Below are 17,175 nucleotides of genomic sequence, written 5' to 3' on the forward strand. Positions count from 1 at the left end.
ATTGCTCTGGTAGTCAATAGTCAAATTCCATATTCATTAGCATTTTTATTTTATCCATTAATGAATACTCTTTCACTTTTTTTCTCAAAGTTAGTTCAGCATAAATATAATCTAAACCATCCTTACTGAAATCATGTCCATCTATATTTATATCGCCCACCCCGTCAATGTTTGTTGTATAAACGTTAGTGATAAAATATTCGCATGATGAATATCCGACCAAGTCAACCCCAAGCCCGTTCTTAGAAGAAAACTTAACTATAGCTGTTATGTCATAAAAATTATTAGGATCACTATACTTTTCTTTTAAAATTTCTCTTGTTTTATATGCTGAGAAATATTTTTCGATTCTTTCTTTGTTCCAATTTTTTTTGCCATACAAAGATGAATTCAGAATTTTGTAAGAAGACGGGGATACCATTCTTTGTTTTGTTACAAATGAACAACGCTGTTTTAAGTCATACAAAAAAACGTCATTATCACTAATAGTCTCAGATACGTAAATCAACAATACTACTATTGATATCACAATAAACATAATAAATACAATTAACTTTTTCATGCCATTTTCCTTAAATTTTCGTTAATGGTATGTTATTTAATGGGTTGAGGCAATAAAAAACCCGCCAACTTGAAAAATTTCAAAATGAACCCTTAAATATATATGAAAGAAATTGAATCAATTATTGTTAAATTTCATAAAATGGCAATGTATAGCATCTAAAAAAGCCCTTTCGGGGCTTGTTTTATTGAAAGTATGGTAATACACGTTGCCAAGACAAATCATTTTTATTTATCTGGGTACTTTTCATTTTACTTTGTACTATTTTTTTGCAAAGTTGAGTTAAGTTACGGTATTCTCTACTCATCGTATAGTATAGTGAGGCTTTTTCAGATTTTAACACTCTAAGTGCTGGCTCTATTTCTTCAATTTCTCTACGCATATGCTCTGCTGCTTTATAGAGCCAAGCAAAATCACAAAGCTCATCGCCAGTTAACGCTTCTGGTTTTATTAATAATCCACCTAAAAATTCAATTGCATTATCAAATTGATTTAGAGGTAAATCTTGATAACGAGGTATTTTGAATTGCTCATAGAGCTTAGTGTAAATTGCTTGATAATGCTCACCTGTTCTATATGCTCGTTCGTTTACTGCTTGTTTGATTTGCTGTTGTTGTTGGGCGTTAATTGTTAATGAATATGAGCCTGTTTTGCGGATTGTTGGTAATAAATCTTCCATAACCCATTCTTCAAAAATAACAGCTTTCTCTTGTTTACTTTTAATGATTAATCTAAATAAATTTGCCTCACTAATATAAGTCATTTCTTGATTACCACCTTTTGTAAGGGTGTACCGTTTTGTTACTCCCTTTTCTTTGCAATGTAACTCTATTGCTCTGCGTGGGTTTTTATATTCAAGAATAGAACAAACGTCATTAGCTAAAAACCATAATTGGTTGTTAATCTCAGTGGTACGAACAGGTGAATTATTGAAGTTAAACGTAAAGAAATTAATAGATATGTTTGACATATTTTTGTACCTTTTGATTTAGTTTATTTTCCCCATGTTGATTGGGCGCTAGGTGCTTCAACACAAATATAAACCCCAAAAGTAAGATTTACACCTGCCAACGTCCTTACGGATAGTTCGCCACCTAGCATAAACTGGATACAAAAAAACCGCTAAATCTCGGTTTGCGGTTATCCGCTTTTGGTTATATAAGTGTGTTGAGCACTCAAACACAAATATACAACCCGACAAAATTATTGTCAAATTATAAAATTACATCACTTATTACATCATGAATTTTAGCGAACACATAAATTTCAGCCATCTTTAATTTGTCACAAACAAAATCTTTACTTTTATGTATATTTTTAGCTAATTGACGACAAGACTGTTGATTGATATAAATTGATTTAAGAATAGAATAAGAAATAGTATCTATTTTTGATAAGCATAAAATAGCTTTATCAACTATTTCAGCTTCATCTTCACTTAGTAATGGGCGAGAATCAAAGCCATTATTATTGTTAAGCATTGATGGTGATTTATATGGGTATTCTAAACCCGTTCTTATACTACGTCTAACATTAGCCCATGCGACAAGGACTTGTTTAATATCTCTCTTCATGTAACTCTCCAATATTGATAAGAGAGGAATTTTTACAATATAACAGTCTGCACTCTGTTTATTGCTTATAACTCCACAATAATGTCATTTTACCATCTAGATATATAGACGTAAAGAAGTCCAAAATTATTTATCAATAAAATTTAAAAAGTTATTGTTACGTGATTACTTTCATCCCAAAAACACGATCCAAAAATTGAATTAACAATAATATTTGTGAACCGTGCTTTTGTTCCCACTCTTCGGCATTCTTATGCAACTCGTTGTGATGAATTCTGCAGAGTGGCAATGTAAAGATATCATGCGCCTTTCCTCCCATCTTGCCTTGTCCATAACCGATTATATGGTGAGGATCATCAGCTTGTTTACCACAGCATACACACGGTTGAGTTTTTACCCATTTGGCATATTTTTCACATTCCCAACGTTTTAATTTTGGCCTTAACATGAATGATTCCGGTGATTCAGGATCCACTGCTATTTTCTTAACTGGTTTAAATAATGCTTGTAGTTGTTGGTGTGTGTTATTTATTTCATTTTGTAATCTAGGTTTTGAGCGATCATCACTAGCGACCAACTCTGATTCTTTATAAACAGATTTTATCTCTTCAATTGGTCTATTATGCAGTAATCTTGCCATATTCTCAGGTATGAGTTCATGCAGTTGATTGATTACAGCCCACCACGCTAATTCTTGAATTGATAATTGATGGTTACTATCGTGTTTTAACTGGTTTATAACGCATTCGATTAGAAATTGTTTTAAGTTGCGCTTTGCTAGCGTTTTCACCTTATCATCAATAACTAAATCTTTATTGTGATGCCAGCACACACGAATAGCCGAATGACAAACTTTTTCATTCACTAATTCATTATGACAATACTCGCCATCTTCTAACTGACATTTATATCGTTGATTTAACCAATAATCAAAGTTATATAGATTTTTTAGTTTATCAACTACTGTGTCATGTAATATAAATGAATCGATATATTTATTATTTAATAATTGTTGTTCATCTTGAATAATGCCGGATTTAATACCTGCGTGTTCCTCACCGCTTTGAGAAATAATAATACGATTACCTGTGCACAGTTTTTTTAGTAACTCTGCACCAGGTTTTAAAATAATAATTCCAAGCTCGGGTTGATAATAAGGAGTAAGTAATGCTTTCATTGGTTAATGAAATATCCTAGTACTATTAACATAGTCAGTCAGTTCCTTTTTCATTACCTGACGCACACCCTCAAGAATTATCGGAAATCTACCATCCCAGAAATATGGCACGGTTTCATCACCATCACCCGTTGATAAGTTTAAACCAAACCATTCTGCTTCTTCATTTATTACCCAGTATTTTTTATTTTTACCATTAACTTTGACATACTCAACCCGAACAATACCTAGTCTTTTAATTTTTTGTAATAATCTCTCTGGAGATAAAGTAACATTATGAATAAGAATTAATTTATTAAGATTTTCTGCAGTACAACCAATATATGAATTATTTGTGTTATTAATCATTTTATACTCCTAAGAAATAAAACCATCGTTGATAAGTTTGTTAGTCAGCCATACACGGCCTTTTCCTGTTATTAGTGTTGTGTATGCCGTTCTAACTTCTCCATTCTTAGATTCATAATGACTTTCTTTTAGTGTGAAATAACCTTGATCTATATATGATTGTCTTGGAGTATTGTGCCTTCGTCCCTCAGAATTTAAATATTTTTTCTTTCTCAAGTAATTAAATAATTTAATCGGTCCTACTTTTATGCTTTTTGCATAATTTGAGATGCTTTCTCCATTTTGTGATAACGATACTTTATCTGCATAAGCGACTTTGGGGGCATCTTGTTGAACTTTGTATTCTAATTTCAATTTTTCTTCAGCAAGTTCAGCAGCTAGTCTCAAGGCATCTGGCAATGTCTGAGGTATTACTATTTGGCGATGATTAAATTTGGTTTTTAATTGTTCAAGAACAATTCGTCTAACCTTTTTTGATTCTCTCATTGCAACTAACATACACATATCTTGTGTTAGCTCAAAATAAGTAGATTTTGTATTGTTTAAATTTTCTACTACAAAAGTTTTGTAGTTAAAATCTGACAGCTCATCAGCTACTCTTTCATGAAACTGGTTAACCCTGACAGCGTTCTCATTTTCTTCTAGCCTTACCTTGTTGATCATTTCTAATAGATCACGACTAGACATGGTAAATTGATTGCCTGACGGCATTGTTGATGTGGCATTACCTACCACCATAGAAGATTGGCTATACATTTTAATACTCCACTTGTTTTCAATACACGATACGCTTAACTTCTGCATTGTTAAGCACCTTTTCGCAACATGTCAGTCTGCACTCTGACACTGTTAATATATACATTATATAAAATTATAAAGAAAATAAAAGATGTAAGATGGTATGTTTACTGTTTTTATTGGCTGATAAACTTGAAGAGATAACAAAAAGGAATGATGACTCCGAACAAATAAAGTTGAATTTTTATCGTTCGGAGGCGTTATACGTATAGTTAGGAAATTACAAAATCAATATTTGTATTACACGCGTTTAAATATTTTAAAATCGTTTTTATATTAGTGTTAAGCGGTGATTTCTCAATTCTATTTATATTTGACGGTGCAACATCTAAACGTCTCGCTAGCTCTGTTTGAGATAGTTTTGCTGTTTCTCTTGCTGTTAACAATAATTCACGCAATTTCCACTCGTTCTCAGCTTCATCATATGCTGCACGCGCAGCAGGATCTGCTAGCGCCATTTCTTTAATTTCACTAAATGTTGTGCTGTGTTTTTTACTCATTTTCAATCATCTCCAATAGTCTTGTTCGTGCTATTTGTAGTGCACCGGCAGGCGTTTTTTGTGTTTTTTTAACAAATGCATGCAAAATAAAAATTGTTTTTTCTTTTTGATATACATAAATAGTTCTAGCTATATTATTGCGCTCTAACGCTCTCAATTCAAACAACCCACCACCTAGCGCTTTACTATGTGGCATTTGCATTTGTCCGAATAGCTCCAGTTTTTCAATCAATTTAATTGTTCGACCTTTTAATTCCGAGGGTAAACCCAGAATTTCAAGTTTTGCATCATCATGTGTTTTTATCGTGAACATTTAACTAATTCGTTTTGTTATTTTTAATAATTATATCAAATTTGATAAAAACATCAATAAAATATTACCTATTTTAATAAAAATATCAAAATAACTTTTTTTATCAAAAAAGATAAAAATAATACTGGACTCTGTTTTTGATGAAAGTTACATTATCGTCATTGAAACAGACAACAAGCAAAAAAAGGTTGAAAAAATGAATAAATTTAACGAGATAAAACTAGAAGAAAAAGTTGAAAAATTACAAAAATTACAACGCGAATTGTACGCAGAATATAAAGAATTAATCGATGACAATGTTTTTATGAAAATGAACACTCGACTCGAAATATTGCAAACAATGCAACAAATACTAAAAATGGGGGGAAACAACATCAAATTTACAAAATAAATTTTGTATTGAAAATTTTGATGGACAGCTAGGGCGTCCTAACCAAAACATATAAAATAACCCTGATTTTCAGGGCTTTTATTTATTTTTATGATTTTTCTCACAAATACTTATTAAAACCATTCCTTTATTATCGTTAAACCAGTCAGATTCAATTCTTTTTATTTGACTATCATCAACCCAAACACCAGCTGTTGTGAGCGAATCAAACAAAGCCTTAAAATAATTATCCATATCACGCCTAATATTATTAGGCGGATAAAATTCAACTTTGACAGCAACATTATCTGTAATTGGTTTAGGCTTCTTTTTTAACTGCTCATATACTGCAGCAATAACTTCACTTTTATATCTGCGACCTTTAGCACTTAATAACGTTCTTCCATTTAAATTACGCCAATATGTATTCATTGATGGCGGGAATGGCAAAACCAAAGTTACCATTCCCTCACTACTGTTATCATTCATCAATTATCACCCACAAATATTCTTAAATCTTTGCTGTTCTTGGTTTGTCAGTTCTTTTAAAATAGGTTTTAACACTAAATTATCAAATCGATACTGAGTGCGAATCGATGGTCTAAAACGTTCTTTTATACGTACTTCATTTTTGAATTCAAGCACATGTGACGAATATGGATAATTAGCAATCCTTATTTGATAATCGTCGCTGTTGTGCCTAAGCGTTACTTGATATCTATCAAACTCGACAATCTCAAAATCATCAATGATTTCATTAAGTTTTTTGTCCCAGTGTTGATTAAATTTATATAAATGATCTATTACAGCTCGTCTTAAAAAGTAGATTAAATATCTCATTACGTACCTCGATTCCCATCTAATTTTGCTCTGTTAATTTAGTCATTACTGTTTGACCAATTACTTAGTCATTCTCCAAACAACAAATCCCGCAAAAATCAGCATGGCTATTACTACAATCGCTCCATCACTCATCATTTACCCCTTTATGCTTTGTTGTATTGATGCTTTTAATACCCAGCCTTGAAATGCGGATTCCATATTTTTTCTTAAATATCCGCCCTTTCGGTCCTTTCTTAAATGAATATCAGGACACCCTTTTTTACGCATTGTTTTTTCAAACTCCATGCGTTCTAAATTAATATTTATCATTATTTGACCTTACATTCATTTACTATCAATTAAACACATTGAGCTAGCTGTGTGGTTAGTTATCATTAGGCTCATGGTGTCTTTAGAAGGTGTTGCGACATAGATGAATGCAAGCAAACTTACGGCAATTAAATTATATTTAGATAACAAAAAACGATTACCTTTGCATGTTTCACCATTTTTATATTTAATGAAGTTGCTGATTATGTGCAACGAGATAAAAATGAGGTCGATTAACAAACATGTTATTGCTACATCACGAATGTTATCGACGACAGATGCTATATAAATAATGCTAGTTAAATTCATTTTATTGCTCCTTGTTAGTTATGATTAATATATTTAATAAATGATATCCAGTGTGTATTCGCTCAAGCGCAACACGTCCGCAACTAATGCCGTCGAATAACGATAAAATAATCACCGCATAGCCTCCATTCTATTTACCAAAAACCGAGCAGCATTATTGATTTGCTCTGGCGATAGCCGATCAATAATCATTTTGTTAATGCTTTGTTTAACTTTTGTTTGATGTTCAATTGTTAAATTTTTTGCATACTCAATTGAATTAAATATCTGATCAACCTCTTTTGGCCATGTAACACTCACCGCAGGATCTGGTAATGTTTCCTTGATTTTTTCGTAGGTTGCATAAATCTCACTTCTATCAACAAATGAAACACGACAATCGCCAAACGACTTTGGATTGAATACCGCAAATAATGAACCTCGGTTATTACCGTTAATTTTTTGTTTGTTGTCAGAACGTACAAACGAAATACGACCATTCACAATAAAATAAATTTCACTAGCTAATTTTCGTAACTCGTTAAACCATTCAACAGACGTATCAACGGGTAACAACATCACTGTGCCAACCCCGCGATCTGCGGCTTCACGTGTTTTTTTAACCCACGGCAATATACGAGAGTAAGGTGGATTACAGAATGCAAAACCGCTTTTTAAGTGAGCCCAACCGTTCAGTAACGAATCATATGACTCAGTTAAATAATTCAAATGCAAATGATTGTGATCACTAGCAGCCACATCACAAACAAAACTAAAGCGAGCATTTAAAAATTCATATAACTCAATCGGTGTTTGCCATAGATCTTTTATATCTGAATCAGTTTTGCTTTTTGAATGTTTATAATCAACTTTAGCCATTTTCTGCTATACTCCTTTTTGCTTTCTCTCTCGCTCTTTCTCTCATCGCATTGACTGCATCAGAATTGCAATAATATACGCCGTAGCCTGGCTTTTTTTCTTCTAGTTGGACACGAATTTCAGGGATAACTTCACCATTACTCAATTTTTTTGCCCACCTGTTAATTAGCATTTCTGCACGCTTTTCAACCTCAAACTCAGATTGGTTGTATTGGCGCATGTGTTTTCTAAGGTCGGTAACAATCCAGTACATAACTGGATGAGACCAAGGGAATTGCTCCGCTGTTTGACATGAAAACCCAATCTCAGCACTATACTTGTTGAACTCTCGCATAACTTGAGCAACTGTTGGCAACCCCATATCTGATGCCTCGCCCTCTTTGCACCATGAAATAAATTGACCAGGTGACGGGACAAATGGCGTGCTTTGTTGACGTGCTTTCTTCATGCCAATTTCAAACTGACGTAACGTTGTTATGCCGTTTTCAGCAAATGACAATAACCATTGTTTTTTAAACGTATCCAGATCTGATTGTGTTTTAATAACAGCAGTTATTGCAGGAAATACCGCTTTTAACTCAATGAATATTTGATTGAATTGTTTTTCAATTTCATTAATAACATAAGTTTTTCGATCAACAGGCTGAGCTTTAACGGCTAACCCATTACCATTGTCATAAATCTCGGCTAACGATTTCATACCGTTCCTCCTGCCCACCCAGTACTGTGCCAATCGATTTCTGATGATGTTGGTTTATTGTTTGTTGTAGAATGGAATCTATCCCAGTGTTTACGCAATTTAGCTGGACTCAAAATATTTTTATTCCAAAAATCATCTTGATACGCTATTTTGAAACGGCGACAAATTTCATGATGTGGATTACTAAACTTATCGCATAGCACTTGGGTTCTTAGTAATCGAATATCATTAGCCCACTCGAACCAATTCGGCACCTGCGCAGTTGGATTTACATCCTGAATTTTTTTATAAATATAATCGGCAGCTTTTAAATCGTCCTCAGTACCCCACTTTTTACCGCTAGGTGTATAGATAAACGCATCGGGATATTTGGATAAAAATTTATTTAATTTTTCTTCGTCTTGTGAATTTGAAAAATTCCGAGACAAAGAAATTAGGATCTGTATGTTAGTAATAGGATCTGTTATAGATTCGGGAATTTTACCGAATCCATGGTTTCGGGAGTTTTCCCGTTTCGATTCGGTAATTTTACCGAATGAGCACGGTAACGGTTCCCCCTCCGATTCGGGAATTTTACCGAATCGGGCTTCTTCTTCAGGAAACAATAATTTAACCAGCTCATCTTCATTAAACCGATAATGAGTTGTTGGCGTTCCGTATGCTTTCTTTTTACACGTTTCTAAACTATTACCGAGTAATAACTTTAACTTCTTGATCGAATATCTAACTTGGTCAACCGTCAAACCAAGCTCATCGCCCAGTTCTTCATTTTTCTTCCAAAACCAACCATCATCACGCATTCCTAACCCTGATAAAAAAACAAGTTGAGCAAGAACGGCAGCAAGGTTGTAATCTCCTTTGCAAAATATAATGTACGGACGTGGAATACTAATGTTATTCCGTTGCCCGCTCATTTGAGAAACAACATCAAATAATCGGCTCATGCATAAAACCTTTTGAAAGACTCCCACAATTCTTTGGCAATTTTGTGGCTGACAGGTGTCCAGATGTGATTTATCATAGCTTCATATTCAAAGCCTGATTGTGAAAACTTACAACGCAATTGCGTTACAGTACAATTTAGTGTTAAACTATTCATGCGACTAATACTCCACAAGTGTTTTCGCAACCGACCGATAGCCTTCTGCAAAATTGCTATCGGTCACCATTTCCAAAAATCATCTCAGTTATAACGATAATTTCACTCAATCTACATTGAATTGCATATGACGTAGCTTTTAATGACTTTTTCTCTTTTTTATCCAATATTCCATCGGACGTAAATTCATTATGTTGCCGACAAAACTGACCAAGCTCTGCAATCAAATTATTAAATTTATTTAGTAGATCATCATTATCAAACTCACTAAACTCAGGCAGCTTAACAAAAACACCGCCTCGATATTTTGCAATTGCCTCTGTAATAACATTAGAATTGGCTTCTGCTTCCATTTCTAATATCATTCCCAGTGGTACCATTTGCCCATTTAATTGCCGCACACGATTGCGTAATGCGTTTTCTGTACCTGACGTTGGATCTAATCGTTTCGCCATCTCAGGGTATTTACCGTTAAATGCCGTGATTAACTGATGAATTGCATCGGTTATCTCTTTTGGGGTTGGATAATTTCTATTGTCCACATTTGCCTCTCATTTTTGGTGGTTGTTTTAATGTTTATTTCGATATAATTTTGTATCAACCTTTAATGCTCCATTGGTTATTTCCTGAATCCGATAAGCATTTTTTTCGGGAATAATGTCTCCCCATTGAGAGATAGCCCCTTTTGATATACCTAAACTTTTAGCTAATTGAGTTACACCATTAAAATAATTTAAAACGATATTTTTGAACATTTATGCCTCCTTTTTTTGTTTAGTTTTCTAAATATTATATGTTTATTTATCTAAAGTCAACAGGTGTTAAGATAACTAAACTATTTATTAATAGGTGTCTTTATGAATACAATTGGATCTAGAATAAAACAAAAACGAACAGAACTGGGCTTAACCCAACGCGAACTAGCTAAATCAATAAAAGGGGCAAACCATTCTTCGGTTTCGCAATGGGAGTCAGATATATCTACACCCAGTTCTAAAAATTTATTTGATCTGTCAATTGCTCTTAATTGTGATTTTGCGTGGTTATTAAAGGGAAACTTTGAATCTAATATAGTCCCAGTAGAATTACATTCATACAAAGTACCATTAATTAGTTACGTCCAAGCAGGAGCGTGGACAGAGTCTTGTGAACTAAGAGACTCAACAGGATTTGAATATATAATAACCTCTTTAGATCTATCAAAAAAAGCATTTGCACTTAAAATAAAAGGGGATTCCATGGAGCCCGAGTTTAAAGAAGGTGATTTAATAATTGTAGATCCTGAAGTACAACCTTATCCAGGTGAATTTGTAGTTGCAATGAATGGTGAGTCCGAAGCAACCTTTAAAAAATATCGTGAATTAGGTTATGACAAATATAATCGGATGCAGTTTGAATTAATACCACTGAACCCAGATTATAGCCCCATGAGCACATTAAATCAGCAAATACATATAATAGGTACAATGGTTGAACATAGAATATTTAGGAAAAAACGAGCATGAAATATAAATGTATATCATTAATTTTATTATTAAGCTGTATGAGCAATATAGCTTATGCAGATTGGGAAATAAAAAAAGAAGGTCAAACAGAAATAACAGCAAGTATTCATGCAGAAAGAAGCTCTGAAAAAAACACTTCAATGTCGATTGGTTGTACAGATCTTTTTAGTGTAAATGATAATGGGGATTTAAGATTTTTCATTTACACAGAAGACCCTAACTTCAAAAATGCAGGTGAGGTAGAGGTTTTAATTGAGGATCTTAATAAAAACTCCATTAGAAAAAAAATGTTTTCTAATGGTGAGTATATAGAACTAGAACAAGGTAGTCTCGATGTTACAGAAGTGTTTAACTTCATGAAAAATAAGAAACGTATCATTGTTACAATGATACCATTAACAAAGAATACCAAAGCGGAATTTATTGCATTTTTTGATCTTGATAACTACGATAATATCGTTACAGATGTAGAAAAAACGTGCAAAATAAAATAACAATAAAATAGTGACCTTATCAGGTCACTTTCTCCTGCCGTAACGTTTACCTTTCTAAAATTATTTTATTATTCGATAAAAATAATATTGACTTTTTTGTTTAGTTATCTAAAATTAAATGCAGTTAGTTTTACATAGCTCTTTAAAAATCAAAACATCTAATTAATTGTTCTTGTTTTCAGTTCGTCGTATTTGAAACCCGTTTCTGATTCCATGAATTCTACTGCTGAAATTGGATAACCGCATAAAGCGCATGAGATGCTTTTAACAAAAATAGCCTCATCATTTTGGCTTAGCTTAGGTTCATGTTCGAAAAGATATTCGTGGCTTTGGCATATAACACAACTGTGTTTTATTGTTTTAATCTCGTCCATAGTCTTAGATCAGTTAATTAGAGTTATTCATTATAATAAAATACTGAATTTATATACAGTGTTTTTTTAATGAATTGTTTTGATAGTTCTTTAAAAATCAGGAACAGTATTAACTAAGTGTATTTTATATTTGGGGTTAATTTTTGATAAAGCTTTTGTAATCTTTCTCTTCAGGAAGATCGCCAGCAAACCATGCAACTAATTTTTGAAGTATAGATAAAGAAACGGCACTATCAGGTTCAACATCTGCGCTCAAAACAATAGTAGCCCTTTGCATAGCAGCGAATTCGATTGCTTTCAAATGATGTATATCATTTTTTTCTACATCTTGAATTTGTTTTGTTAATTCTAAATCACAATTAATATGAGATTCATCTCTAATCAATCGAAGAAAAGCTTTACACTGAGAGTCAGCTCTAGCTGATGATTCAGAGAACTGAAATACTTGTTTAAGCGCCATTGATAATGCAATTAATAAACCATACCACATAGTGTTTTTAACATCAGCAAAAACAGCACCACCTAAAAATACAACAATAAAAGATAAAAAACGATCAACCCGTCCTAATAGGAGTGAAGTCATTTTATTCATGTAATAGTTATAGTGAATATCGAAAATTAAAGTATCTCGACATGATGATTCTTGAGTTTGATCAGTTTCAGACATAATACCTCCCCTTATCTTAAATTATTAAATCTAAGATTGGCGTGACAACTAATCTTACCACGATAGCTGTGAGTGGTAAAACAACCAGCATTACTTATTTTTTTGTATTGTCTTGTTTTGGTGTTGGTCGTTTTTTAGGAGGAACACCTCCGTTGAATTTTGTTTTATTCACGTTTATCTCTACTTTTTAGGTGTTGGTATAGGTGTTGGCCTTTTTTTAGGTGGAACACTATATTTGTATTTATCCTCATCACTCATAACACTTAACCTTACTTATTAGGATTTGGTTGTGGACGTGGTTTTGGTGGAGCGCCTTTTTCTTCCTGAATAGGCTCATAAACAGGCTGAAGCCTTTTAGGCCTTGCTTTCATGGTCGCATGTAATATTGCTATATTTTGTTCTTCATTTGACATTAGTCTTATCCTTATTGTTGTGGTATATAAATTATACATAAATAACATTATTTTATAAATAGATTCCTTGCTGTTGTGGTGACAAAAAGGACACTTGAGCCTAACAAGTATAAAGATAGGCACACTTAGTTAATGCAGTTCCTGATTACAGAATGTTAGTGGAGTATGGAGTAAATCGTACGCTCTTGGAGTGCAGACCAGAGCGTTTTTATTAATAACAAACATGTGAGTCCTGCGCAGAGAGCTTACGAACAAAATTATTTACAACATTTGTGGAGAATAGAAATGACAGATAAAACATTAAAAGACTTGTTACTAGAAGGTGTTGACCGTTTTAACAATAGTGATAAACCTGCCTCAATAATTGATGAAGCACTTGAAGAATTATTTAAAAATACAATTGAATCTGCATTTGGACGGTATAGCGATTTTGGGCTAGCTGTAAAAGAAGCGTTCAAAGAAGCATTACCTGCTAATATTCAAGATGTTATTTCTCTAACTAAATATAACCAATTAATTGTCAACTCGCTTCAACGACAATGGCTTTCATCGAATGTTGAGCAAAATTTTGTGGATAAAGCGACAAAAATGCTTAATAACATTATTAATGAATACCCTATTCCTGAATATATTTATCTTTCTGATTTACTGGAGGCTTTTGTTGAAGAATATGCAGAAGAAGCCATGGAGAATGGATGGGATCGACCAGACGTCAGAACTAATGAAAGCAGTTGTCATTATATGCATATCTATTTTGATAAGATACCTAAAAATGAGAGTTATTCATCATACATGGATGGAAGTGAGTACGAATTGGACAACAATCTCGCTTGTCGCTGTTTAGACGAAAAAGTAAAAGATAAATTTGAGCTAGCTGAATGTTACGCTTATGAAGTTTATTCAGCAAAAATTGATGGCGAATGTATTGGAAAATTAATTCAACCCACAAACACAAAATATCAAAACTTAATTATTGCTCTTTATTACGGACAATCCAAACTTGTATTTGACTGTGACATGATAGACGACATTGTTTACCCGAACCATTGCGGTTAATTAAACATCTTAGTGCAGAAAGATAAAATAAAATGTGGAGTATTAAATATGTTTTTCAAAAACCTAATTATTTATCAATTTGATAAAAACAGTAGCATAGAACGTTTAGACAACGACATGCTAAAAAACATGGCATTCACACCCTGCGGACCAACAGATTCAATTAAAAAAGGTTTTGTTTCGCCAATTGATGACGATGACGTATTAAAATTACAGGTCCAAGGGCACCACTCATTATTAAAGTTACGCATTGAAAGCAAGCTGCTACCGGCATCTGTTATCAAGAAAAAAACTTCTGAACGAATTGAACAGCTCGAACAAAAACTTGGTCGTAGCGCAACTAAGAGCGAAAAACATTGTGTAAAAGATGAGGTTATTATTGACTTATTGCACGTTGCATTCACAAAAGATCAATACGTCTATGTCTGGATTAATGATAAAGATAAATTTATAGCGGTAGAAACAGCCAGCTTTAAAAAAGCCGAAGACGTTCTTGCGCTGATAAGAAAAGAATTAGGCGTATTAGCACTCAAACCACTTTCTGTTGAAAATAATATATCATTCATGTTAAAAGAATGGGTATGTAATGACCGCACTCCACCTAACTTTTTTGTACTCAATGATGCAATGTTAGCCGACCCATTAGAGGGGAATGGAAAAATAAAGCTTATTGACGAAAACCTCACTGCAGAAGAAGTCAAAAGTTATCTAAATGGCGGGCGTGAAATTAAATCGCTATCGTTCTCATATAAACAGCAAACAATTTTTACAGTAAATACTGAGCTCGTTTTTTCCAAAATTAGCTATTCATCTGAAATGTTAGATGAAAATAGCGATATCTCACTAGATGATAAAGCAAAACGAATAGAAGCTGATTTCTTTTTAGTTGCTAATGAACTAGCTAATTTAATCAACGATTTTACTAAAGCGGTGCAATAACGTAGGTGGCGTCTGGTATATGCGTTGATGATTAGTGTTAGCAGAGACACTGCCGTCCTTTCAGTTAGCGCACTAGTTTGAAATATACAAGCCGTACTGTTTGATATGACGGTAGTCACGCCGTCGGCGACAGAGTGACGCCCACCCAAATCACTACATCAGAGAGTTTTTAAAATGGCTATTCTAAACAAATCACAAACAGAGAAGCAGAATAAAGATTACTGGCGAACGTCTGAATTATTAATCAATGATGCGTTAAAACTACTGAATATAAAAAGTTTTGGTACTGATGTGTGTTGTCGTTTCGAGCCAGCAATAAACGACATTAATATCATAAAGCATGCTGAAACATATATCGATGAAGAAGAAGATTCATTAGACGCTTACACTTGGTTTCGTAGCAGATATCCTATCGCGTTCTGCAATCCACCATTTTCGCGAAAATGGGAATTTTTTCAAAAAGCGGTTGAGCAAGTGAATAAATGGAGCGAGCAAGTATTAATGGTCCTGCCATACACTCCTGCAACAAAAGCGTGGAGTGAAAACATACACGGACAAAACTGTATTATTTACGTCCCAGATGGTCGTTATCAGTATTTATTACCGAGCGGTGAAAAGTCGATCAATAACTGTAATTTTGATACGTGCCTAATTCTGATTGTTCCGTTCAAATGTGGAAATGTAATTGTTAATTATAAGCGAGGTTTGAGTGAGTGAAACATAACAATAACAGAGGAAAATTATGAATAAGTATTATGTAATATTAAAAGTGGTGACAGAATCTTACAAAAGGGTAGAAGTTGAAGCTAATTTCGAAGAAGAAGCCGAGGTAAAAGCTAAAGAATTACTTAATAGTACTTTTTATACATACACTGATATGGGAGAAGATACTACAGTTGAATTAGAGCAGGTTATAAAATATAAAAATAGGTGATAATGATGATGATGAACATATGTTGGCATAAATATCCAGATGAAAAACCCTGTGACAGTTGGAAATTTAATGATGTTATTGTTGTAATAGAGAATATATATGATGACTGTCCAAGTATACAGGCTTGTTGTTACGATGAAAGTGAAGATAAATTTTTTACGGAAAGTGCTATTTGTCCTTGTTGTAATATGAGTACTAAAAATTACATTAGCGGGAAAGTATTATACTGGATATTTGTGTGTGAATTAGAAACACCAGAGGATGTGAATGATGACTAAATTAAATTGGCGCAAATTTCCAGATGAAGTGCCAGAGAAAGAAGATGGTATTGCTCAAAAACTGTGTATCGTACGTATCCGGTTTTTAAATGGACGTGAAGAATTATGCGATGCAACAGTATATGACTGGTACGACGAACACGCGGAATTCGATGAGTGGTTAGATGATTATGTTGGTAAATGGTCTATGCATGATAACGATGAAATCACGCACTGGATTTATGCAGATGAGCTACCGCTACCGGAGGAGTAATTATGAAATATTTTACTTATGATCACAATGGCAATGGTTTTGAATATCACAAAACGGCAGAAGAAGCAAAAAAATACGCTGAAGAGTCTTTAGATTTTTATCTGCAAAACGACGATGAAAACAATGTAGATATTTGTTGGGGTGAGATAAAAGAGTCTGTTCACTCAAACGATGCAGCGCTTGAGTTAAAGGGTAAATAAAATGAAATGGATAGACAACAATTTAATAGATGATAAAAACAAATATTTAGTCGGTTTTGAACGTGGTGGTGACTGCTGTGACTGGGCTGATATCACTGTTTATGATAATGACGGAAATGATATAACGGATGACGATTTGACAGATTGGGAATTTTGCGAATTTCCGTATTTACTCACCCAGGAAGGTATAGCTGAGATCGCAATTGTTAATAAAAAACTTGGTGTAACAGGTCATGTATATTGTCAAAGCTCAAATAACGGTGATTCTACAGCGTGTTATTGGGCTCACAAAACGGAGTAAT

General features: G+C 33.5%; 30 protein-coding genes. 11 read left to right on the forward strand and 19 right to left on the reverse strand.

Annotation, left to right across the window (positions count from 1 at the left end; all coding sequences use genetic code 11):
• Window positions 1–13: 13 nt before the first annotated feature.
• The 8 genes from GQ590_RS01970 to GQ590_RS02005 form a co-directional block, all read right to left on the reverse strand.
• Window positions 14–562: a hypothetical protein gene (locus tag GQ590_RS01970; RefSeq protein ID WP_160406169.1), complete on the reverse strand. Its 549-nt coding sequence runs from the start codon at window positions 560–562 to the stop codon at window positions 14–16.
• A 184-nt stretch (window positions 563–746) separates the two neighbouring features.
• Window positions 747–1,532 (reverse strand): BRO family protein, encoded by a 786-nt coding sequence (locus tag GQ590_RS01975; RefSeq protein ID WP_160406168.1) that lies wholly within the window; start codon window positions 1,530–1,532, stop codon window positions 747–749.
• Window positions 1,533–1,776: 244 nt separating this feature from the next.
• Window positions 1,777–2,136: an antiterminator Q family protein gene (locus tag GQ590_RS01980; RefSeq protein WP_160406167.1), complete on the reverse strand. Its 360-nt coding sequence runs from the start codon at window positions 2,134–2,136 to the stop codon at window positions 1,777–1,779.
• Window positions 2,137–2,293: 157 nt separating this feature from the next.
• Entirely contained in the window at window positions 2,294–3,313 is a 1,020-nt protein-coding gene (locus GQ590_RS01985) for a DUF968 domain-containing protein (protein WP_160406166.1), read from the reverse strand.
• 3 nt (window positions 3,314–3,316) lie between these two features.
• Complete coding sequence (locus GQ590_RS01990; protein WP_160406165.1) at window positions 3,317–3,661, reverse strand: hypothetical protein; 345 nt, start codon at window positions 3,659–3,661, stop codon at window positions 3,317–3,319.
• Between the two features lie 9 nt (window positions 3,662–3,670).
• Window positions 3,671–4,465, reverse strand: a complete 795-nt coding sequence (locus GQ590_RS01995; RefSeq protein ID WP_160406164.1) for a phage antirepressor KilAC domain-containing protein — start codon at window positions 4,463–4,465, stop codon at window positions 3,671–3,673.
• Between the two features lie 206 nt (window positions 4,466–4,671).
• The gene (locus tag GQ590_RS02000) at window positions 4,672–4,959 is read right to left on the reverse strand and encodes a helix-turn-helix transcriptional regulator (protein WP_160406163.1); all 288 of its coding nucleotides are present in this window, start codon (window positions 4,957–4,959) and stop codon (window positions 4,672–4,674) included.
• A complete protein-coding gene (locus GQ590_RS02005) occupies window positions 4,952–5,272 on the reverse strand; it encodes a type II toxin-antitoxin system RelE/ParE family toxin (protein ID WP_160406162.1) in 321 nt (106 codons plus the stop codon). The genes GQ590_RS02000 and GQ590_RS02005 overlap by 8 nt, the downstream gene beginning before the upstream one ends.
• 196 nt (window positions 5,273–5,468) lie before the next feature.
• Between GQ590_RS02005 and GQ590_RS02010 the strand changes: the two genes are divergently transcribed.
• Window positions 5,469–5,663 (forward strand): hypothetical protein, encoded by a 195-nt coding sequence (locus tag GQ590_RS02010; RefSeq protein WP_160406161.1) that lies wholly within the window; start codon window positions 5,469–5,471, stop codon window positions 5,661–5,663.
• Between the two features lie 78 nt (window positions 5,664–5,741).
• Here GQ590_RS02010 and GQ590_RS02015 read toward each other — a convergent pair whose 3' ends face one another.
• From GQ590_RS02015 to GQ590_RS02055, 9 genes are all read right to left on the reverse strand, one after another.
• On the reverse strand, window positions 5,742–6,131 hold the full coding sequence (locus GQ590_RS02015) for a RusA family crossover junction endodeoxyribonuclease (RefSeq protein WP_202112837.1): 390 nt from the start codon (window positions 6,129–6,131) through the stop codon (window positions 5,742–5,744).
• Between the two features lie 6 nt (window positions 6,132–6,137).
• Window positions 6,138–6,482, reverse strand: coding sequence for a hypothetical protein (locus GQ590_RS02020; protein ID WP_160406160.1), 345 nt, complete (start codon window positions 6,480–6,482; stop codon window positions 6,138–6,140).
• A 138-nt stretch (window positions 6,483–6,620) separates the two neighbouring features.
• A complete protein-coding gene (locus tag GQ590_RS02025; RefSeq protein WP_160406159.1) occupies window positions 6,621–6,794 on the reverse strand; it encodes a hypothetical protein in 174 nt (57 codons plus the stop codon).
• Between the two features lie 15 nt (window positions 6,795–6,809).
• On the reverse strand, window positions 6,810–7,103 hold the full coding sequence (locus tag GQ590_RS02030) for a hypothetical protein (RefSeq protein WP_160406158.1): 294 nt from the start codon (window positions 7,101–7,103) through the stop codon (window positions 6,810–6,812).
• A gap of 111 nt (window positions 7,104–7,214) precedes the next feature.
• Entirely contained in the window at window positions 7,215–7,961 is a 747-nt protein-coding gene (locus GQ590_RS02035; RefSeq protein ID WP_160406157.1) for a phage N-6-adenine-methyltransferase, read from the reverse strand.
• The gene (locus GQ590_RS02040; protein WP_160406156.1) at window positions 7,954–8,661 is read right to left on the reverse strand and encodes a replication protein P; all 708 of its coding nucleotides are present in this window, start codon (window positions 8,659–8,661) and stop codon (window positions 7,954–7,956) included. Before GQ590_RS02040 ends, GQ590_RS02035 begins: the two co-directional genes overlap by 8 nt.
• On the reverse strand, window positions 8,658–9,575 hold the full coding sequence (locus tag GQ590_RS02045) for a hypothetical protein (protein ID WP_160406155.1): 918 nt from the start codon (window positions 9,573–9,575) through the stop codon (window positions 8,658–8,660). The genes GQ590_RS02040 and GQ590_RS02045 overlap by 4 nt, the downstream gene beginning before the upstream one ends.
• Before the next feature lie 241 nt (window positions 9,576–9,816).
• Entirely contained in the window at window positions 9,817–10,302 is a 486-nt protein-coding gene (locus tag GQ590_RS02050; protein WP_160406154.1) for a YmfL family putative regulatory protein, read from the reverse strand.
• A gap of 27 nt (window positions 10,303–10,329) precedes the next feature.
• Entirely contained in the window at window positions 10,330–10,515 is a 186-nt protein-coding gene (locus GQ590_RS02055) for a Cro/CI family transcriptional regulator (protein WP_160406153.1), read from the reverse strand.
• A gap of 102 nt (window positions 10,516–10,617) precedes the next feature.
• Between GQ590_RS02055 and GQ590_RS02060 the strand changes: the two genes are divergently transcribed.
• Together GQ590_RS02060 and GQ590_RS02065 are read left to right on the forward strand one after the other, a co-directional pair.
• On the forward strand, window positions 10,618–11,265 hold the full coding sequence (locus GQ590_RS02060) for a LexA family transcriptional regulator (RefSeq protein ID WP_160406152.1): 648 nt from the start codon (window positions 10,618–10,620) through the stop codon (window positions 11,263–11,265).
• Window positions 11,262–11,759 (forward strand): hypothetical protein, encoded by a 498-nt coding sequence (locus GQ590_RS02065; RefSeq protein WP_160406151.1) that lies wholly within the window; start codon window positions 11,262–11,264, stop codon window positions 11,757–11,759. Before GQ590_RS02060 ends, GQ590_RS02065 begins: the two co-directional genes overlap by 4 nt.
• A 510-nt stretch (window positions 11,760–12,269) precedes the next feature.
• Here GQ590_RS02065 and GQ590_RS02070 read toward each other — a convergent pair.
• Entirely contained in the window at window positions 12,270–12,800 is a 531-nt protein-coding gene (locus GQ590_RS02070; RefSeq protein ID WP_160406150.1) for a hypothetical protein, read from the reverse strand.
• 269 nt (window positions 12,801–13,069) lie between these two features.
• Window positions 13,070–13,213, reverse strand: a complete 144-nt coding sequence (locus GQ590_RS02075; RefSeq protein WP_160406149.1) for a hypothetical protein — start codon at window positions 13,211–13,213, stop codon at window positions 13,070–13,072.
• A 285-nt stretch (window positions 13,214–13,498) separates the two neighbouring features.
• Between GQ590_RS02075 and GQ590_RS02080 the strand changes: the two genes are divergently transcribed.
• The 8 genes from GQ590_RS02080 (at window position 13,499) to GQ590_RS02115 (ending at window position 17,174) form a co-directional block, all read left to right on the forward strand.
• Window positions 13,499–14,269 carry a hypothetical protein gene (locus GQ590_RS02080; protein WP_160406148.1) on the forward strand — a complete coding sequence of 257 codons (771 nt, stop codon included), beginning with the start codon at window positions 13,499–13,501 and terminating at the stop codon, window positions 14,267–14,269.
• 48 nt (window positions 14,270–14,317) lie between these two features.
• Entirely contained in the window at window positions 14,318–15,208 is an 891-nt protein-coding gene (gene rdgC, locus GQ590_RS02085; protein ID WP_160406147.1) for a recombination-associated protein RdgC, read from the forward strand.
• Between the two features lie 174 nt (window positions 15,209–15,382).
• Window positions 15,383–15,925, forward strand: coding sequence for a DNA N-6-adenine-methyltransferase (locus GQ590_RS02090; protein ID WP_160406146.1), 543 nt, complete (start codon window positions 15,383–15,385; stop codon window positions 15,923–15,925).
• Between the two features lie 25 nt (window positions 15,926–15,950).
• Window positions 15,951–16,142, forward strand: coding sequence for a hypothetical protein (locus tag GQ590_RS02095; RefSeq protein WP_160406145.1), 192 nt, complete (start codon window positions 15,951–15,953; stop codon window positions 16,140–16,142).
• 2 nt (window positions 16,143–16,144) lie between these two features.
• A complete protein-coding gene (locus GQ590_RS02100) occupies window positions 16,145–16,420 on the forward strand; it encodes a hypothetical protein (protein WP_160406144.1) in 276 nt (91 codons plus the stop codon).
• Window positions 16,410–16,673, forward strand: coding sequence for a hypothetical protein (locus GQ590_RS02105; RefSeq protein ID WP_160406143.1), 264 nt, complete (start codon window positions 16,410–16,412; stop codon window positions 16,671–16,673). Before GQ590_RS02100 ends, GQ590_RS02105 begins: the two co-directional genes overlap by 11 nt.
• 2 nt (window positions 16,674–16,675) lie before the next feature.
• Complete coding sequence (locus tag GQ590_RS02110) at window positions 16,676–16,873, forward strand: hypothetical protein (RefSeq protein WP_160406142.1); 198 nt, start codon at window positions 16,676–16,678, stop codon at window positions 16,871–16,873.
• A gap of 1 nt (window position 16,874) precedes the next feature.
• Window positions 16,875–17,174 (forward strand): hypothetical protein, encoded by a 300-nt coding sequence (locus GQ590_RS02115; RefSeq protein ID WP_160406141.1) that lies wholly within the window; start codon window positions 16,875–16,877, stop codon window positions 17,172–17,174.
• The last annotated feature ends 1 nt before the right edge of the window (window position 17,175 follow it).

It is taken from the genome of Gilliamella sp. Lep-s35 (assembly GCF_009795845.1).
Taxonomy (GTDB): domain Bacteria; phylum Pseudomonadota; class Gammaproteobacteria; order Enterobacterales; family Orbaceae; genus Gilliamella.

Coding starts and splice junctions, on each gene's coding strand:
- GQ590_RS02045 (WP_160406155.1), bottom strand. CDS start 9,575: ATGAGCGGGCAACGGAATAACATTAGTATTCCACGTCCGTACATTATA.
- GQ590_RS02065 (WP_160406151.1), top strand. CDS start 11,262: ATGAAATATAAATGTATATCATTAATTTTATTATTAAGCTGTATGAGC.
- GQ590_RS02000 (WP_160406163.1), bottom strand. CDS start 4,959: ATGAGTAAAAAACACAGCACAACATTTAGTGAAATTAAAGAAATGGCG.
- GQ590_RS02080 (WP_160406148.1), top strand. CDS start 13,499: ATGACAGATAAAACATTAAAAGACTTGTTACTAGAAGGTGTTGACCGT.
- GQ590_RS01970 (WP_160406169.1), bottom strand. CDS start 562: ATGAAAAAGTTAATTGTATTTATTATGTTTATTGTGATATCAATAGTA.
- GQ590_RS02005 (WP_160406162.1), bottom strand. CDS start 5,272: ATGTTCACGATAAAAACACATGATGATGCAAAACTTGAAATTCTGGGT.
- GQ590_RS02035 (WP_160406157.1), bottom strand. CDS start 7,961: ATGGCTAAAGTTGATTATAAACATTCAAAAAGCAAAACTGATTCAGAT.
- GQ590_RS02015 (WP_202112837.1), bottom strand. CDS start 6,131: ATGAATGATAACAGTAGTGAGGGAATGGTAACTTTGGTTTTGCCATTC.
- GQ590_RS01995 (WP_160406164.1), bottom strand. CDS start 4,465: ATGCAGAAGTTAAGCGTATCGTGTATTGAAAACAAGTGGAGTATTAAA.
- GQ590_RS01990 (WP_160406165.1), bottom strand. CDS start 3,661: ATGATTAATAACACAAATAATTCATATATTGGTTGTACTGCAGAAAAT.
- GQ590_RS02100 (WP_160406144.1), top strand. CDS start 16,145: ATGATGATGATGAACATATGTTGGCATAAATATCCAGATGAAAAACCC.
- GQ590_RS02105 (WP_160406143.1), top strand. CDS start 16,410: ATGATGACTAAATTAAATTGGCGCAAATTTCCAGATGAAGTGCCAGAG.
- GQ590_RS02040 (WP_160406156.1), bottom strand. CDS start 8,661: ATGAAATCGTTAGCCGAGATTTATGACAATGGTAATGGGTTAGCCGTT.
- rdgC (WP_160406147.1), top strand. CDS start 14,318: ATGTTTTTCAAAAACCTAATTATTTATCAATTTGATAAAAACAGTAGC.
- GQ590_RS02030 (WP_160406158.1), bottom strand. CDS start 7,103: ATGAATTTAACTAGCATTATTTATATAGCATCTGTCGTCGATAACATT.
- GQ590_RS01980 (WP_160406167.1), bottom strand. CDS start 2,136: ATGAAGAGAGATATTAAACAAGTCCTTGTCGCATGGGCTAATGTTAGA.
- GQ590_RS02075 (WP_160406149.1), bottom strand. CDS start 13,213: ATGTCAAATGAAGAACAAAATATAGCAATATTACATGCGACCATGAAA.
- GQ590_RS02060 (WP_160406152.1), top strand. CDS start 10,618: ATGAATACAATTGGATCTAGAATAAAACAAAAACGAACAGAACTGGGC.
- GQ590_RS02095 (WP_160406145.1), top strand. CDS start 15,951: ATGAATAAGTATTATGTAATATTAAAAGTGGTGACAGAATCTTACAAA.
- GQ590_RS02070 (WP_160406150.1), bottom strand. CDS start 12,800: ATGTCTGAAACTGATCAAACTCAAGAATCATCATGTCGAGATACTTTA.
- GQ590_RS02055 (WP_160406153.1), bottom strand. CDS start 10,515: ATGTTCAAAAATATCGTTTTAAATTATTTTAATGGTGTAACTCAATTA.
- GQ590_RS02115 (WP_160406141.1), top strand. CDS start 16,875: ATGAAATGGATAGACAACAATTTAATAGATGATAAAAACAAATATTTA.
- GQ590_RS02020 (WP_160406160.1), bottom strand. CDS start 6,482: ATGAGATATTTAATCTACTTTTTAAGACGAGCTGTAATAGATCATTTA.
- GQ590_RS01985 (WP_160406166.1), bottom strand. CDS start 3,313: ATGAAAGCATTACTTACTCCTTATTATCAACCCGAGCTTGGAATTATT.
- GQ590_RS02110 (WP_160406142.1), top strand. CDS start 16,676: ATGAAATATTTTACTTATGATCACAATGGCAATGGTTTTGAATATCAC.
- GQ590_RS01975 (WP_160406168.1), bottom strand. CDS start 1,532: ATGTCAAACATATCTATTAATTTCTTTACGTTTAACTTCAATAATTCA.
- GQ590_RS02010 (WP_160406161.1), top strand. CDS start 5,469: ATGAATAAATTTAACGAGATAAAACTAGAAGAAAAAGTTGAAAAATTA.
- GQ590_RS02090 (WP_160406146.1), top strand. CDS start 15,383: ATGGCTATTCTAAACAAATCACAAACAGAGAAGCAGAATAAAGATTAC.
- GQ590_RS02025 (WP_160406159.1), bottom strand. CDS start 6,794: ATGATAAATATTAATTTAGAACGCATGGAGTTTGAAAAAACAATGCGT.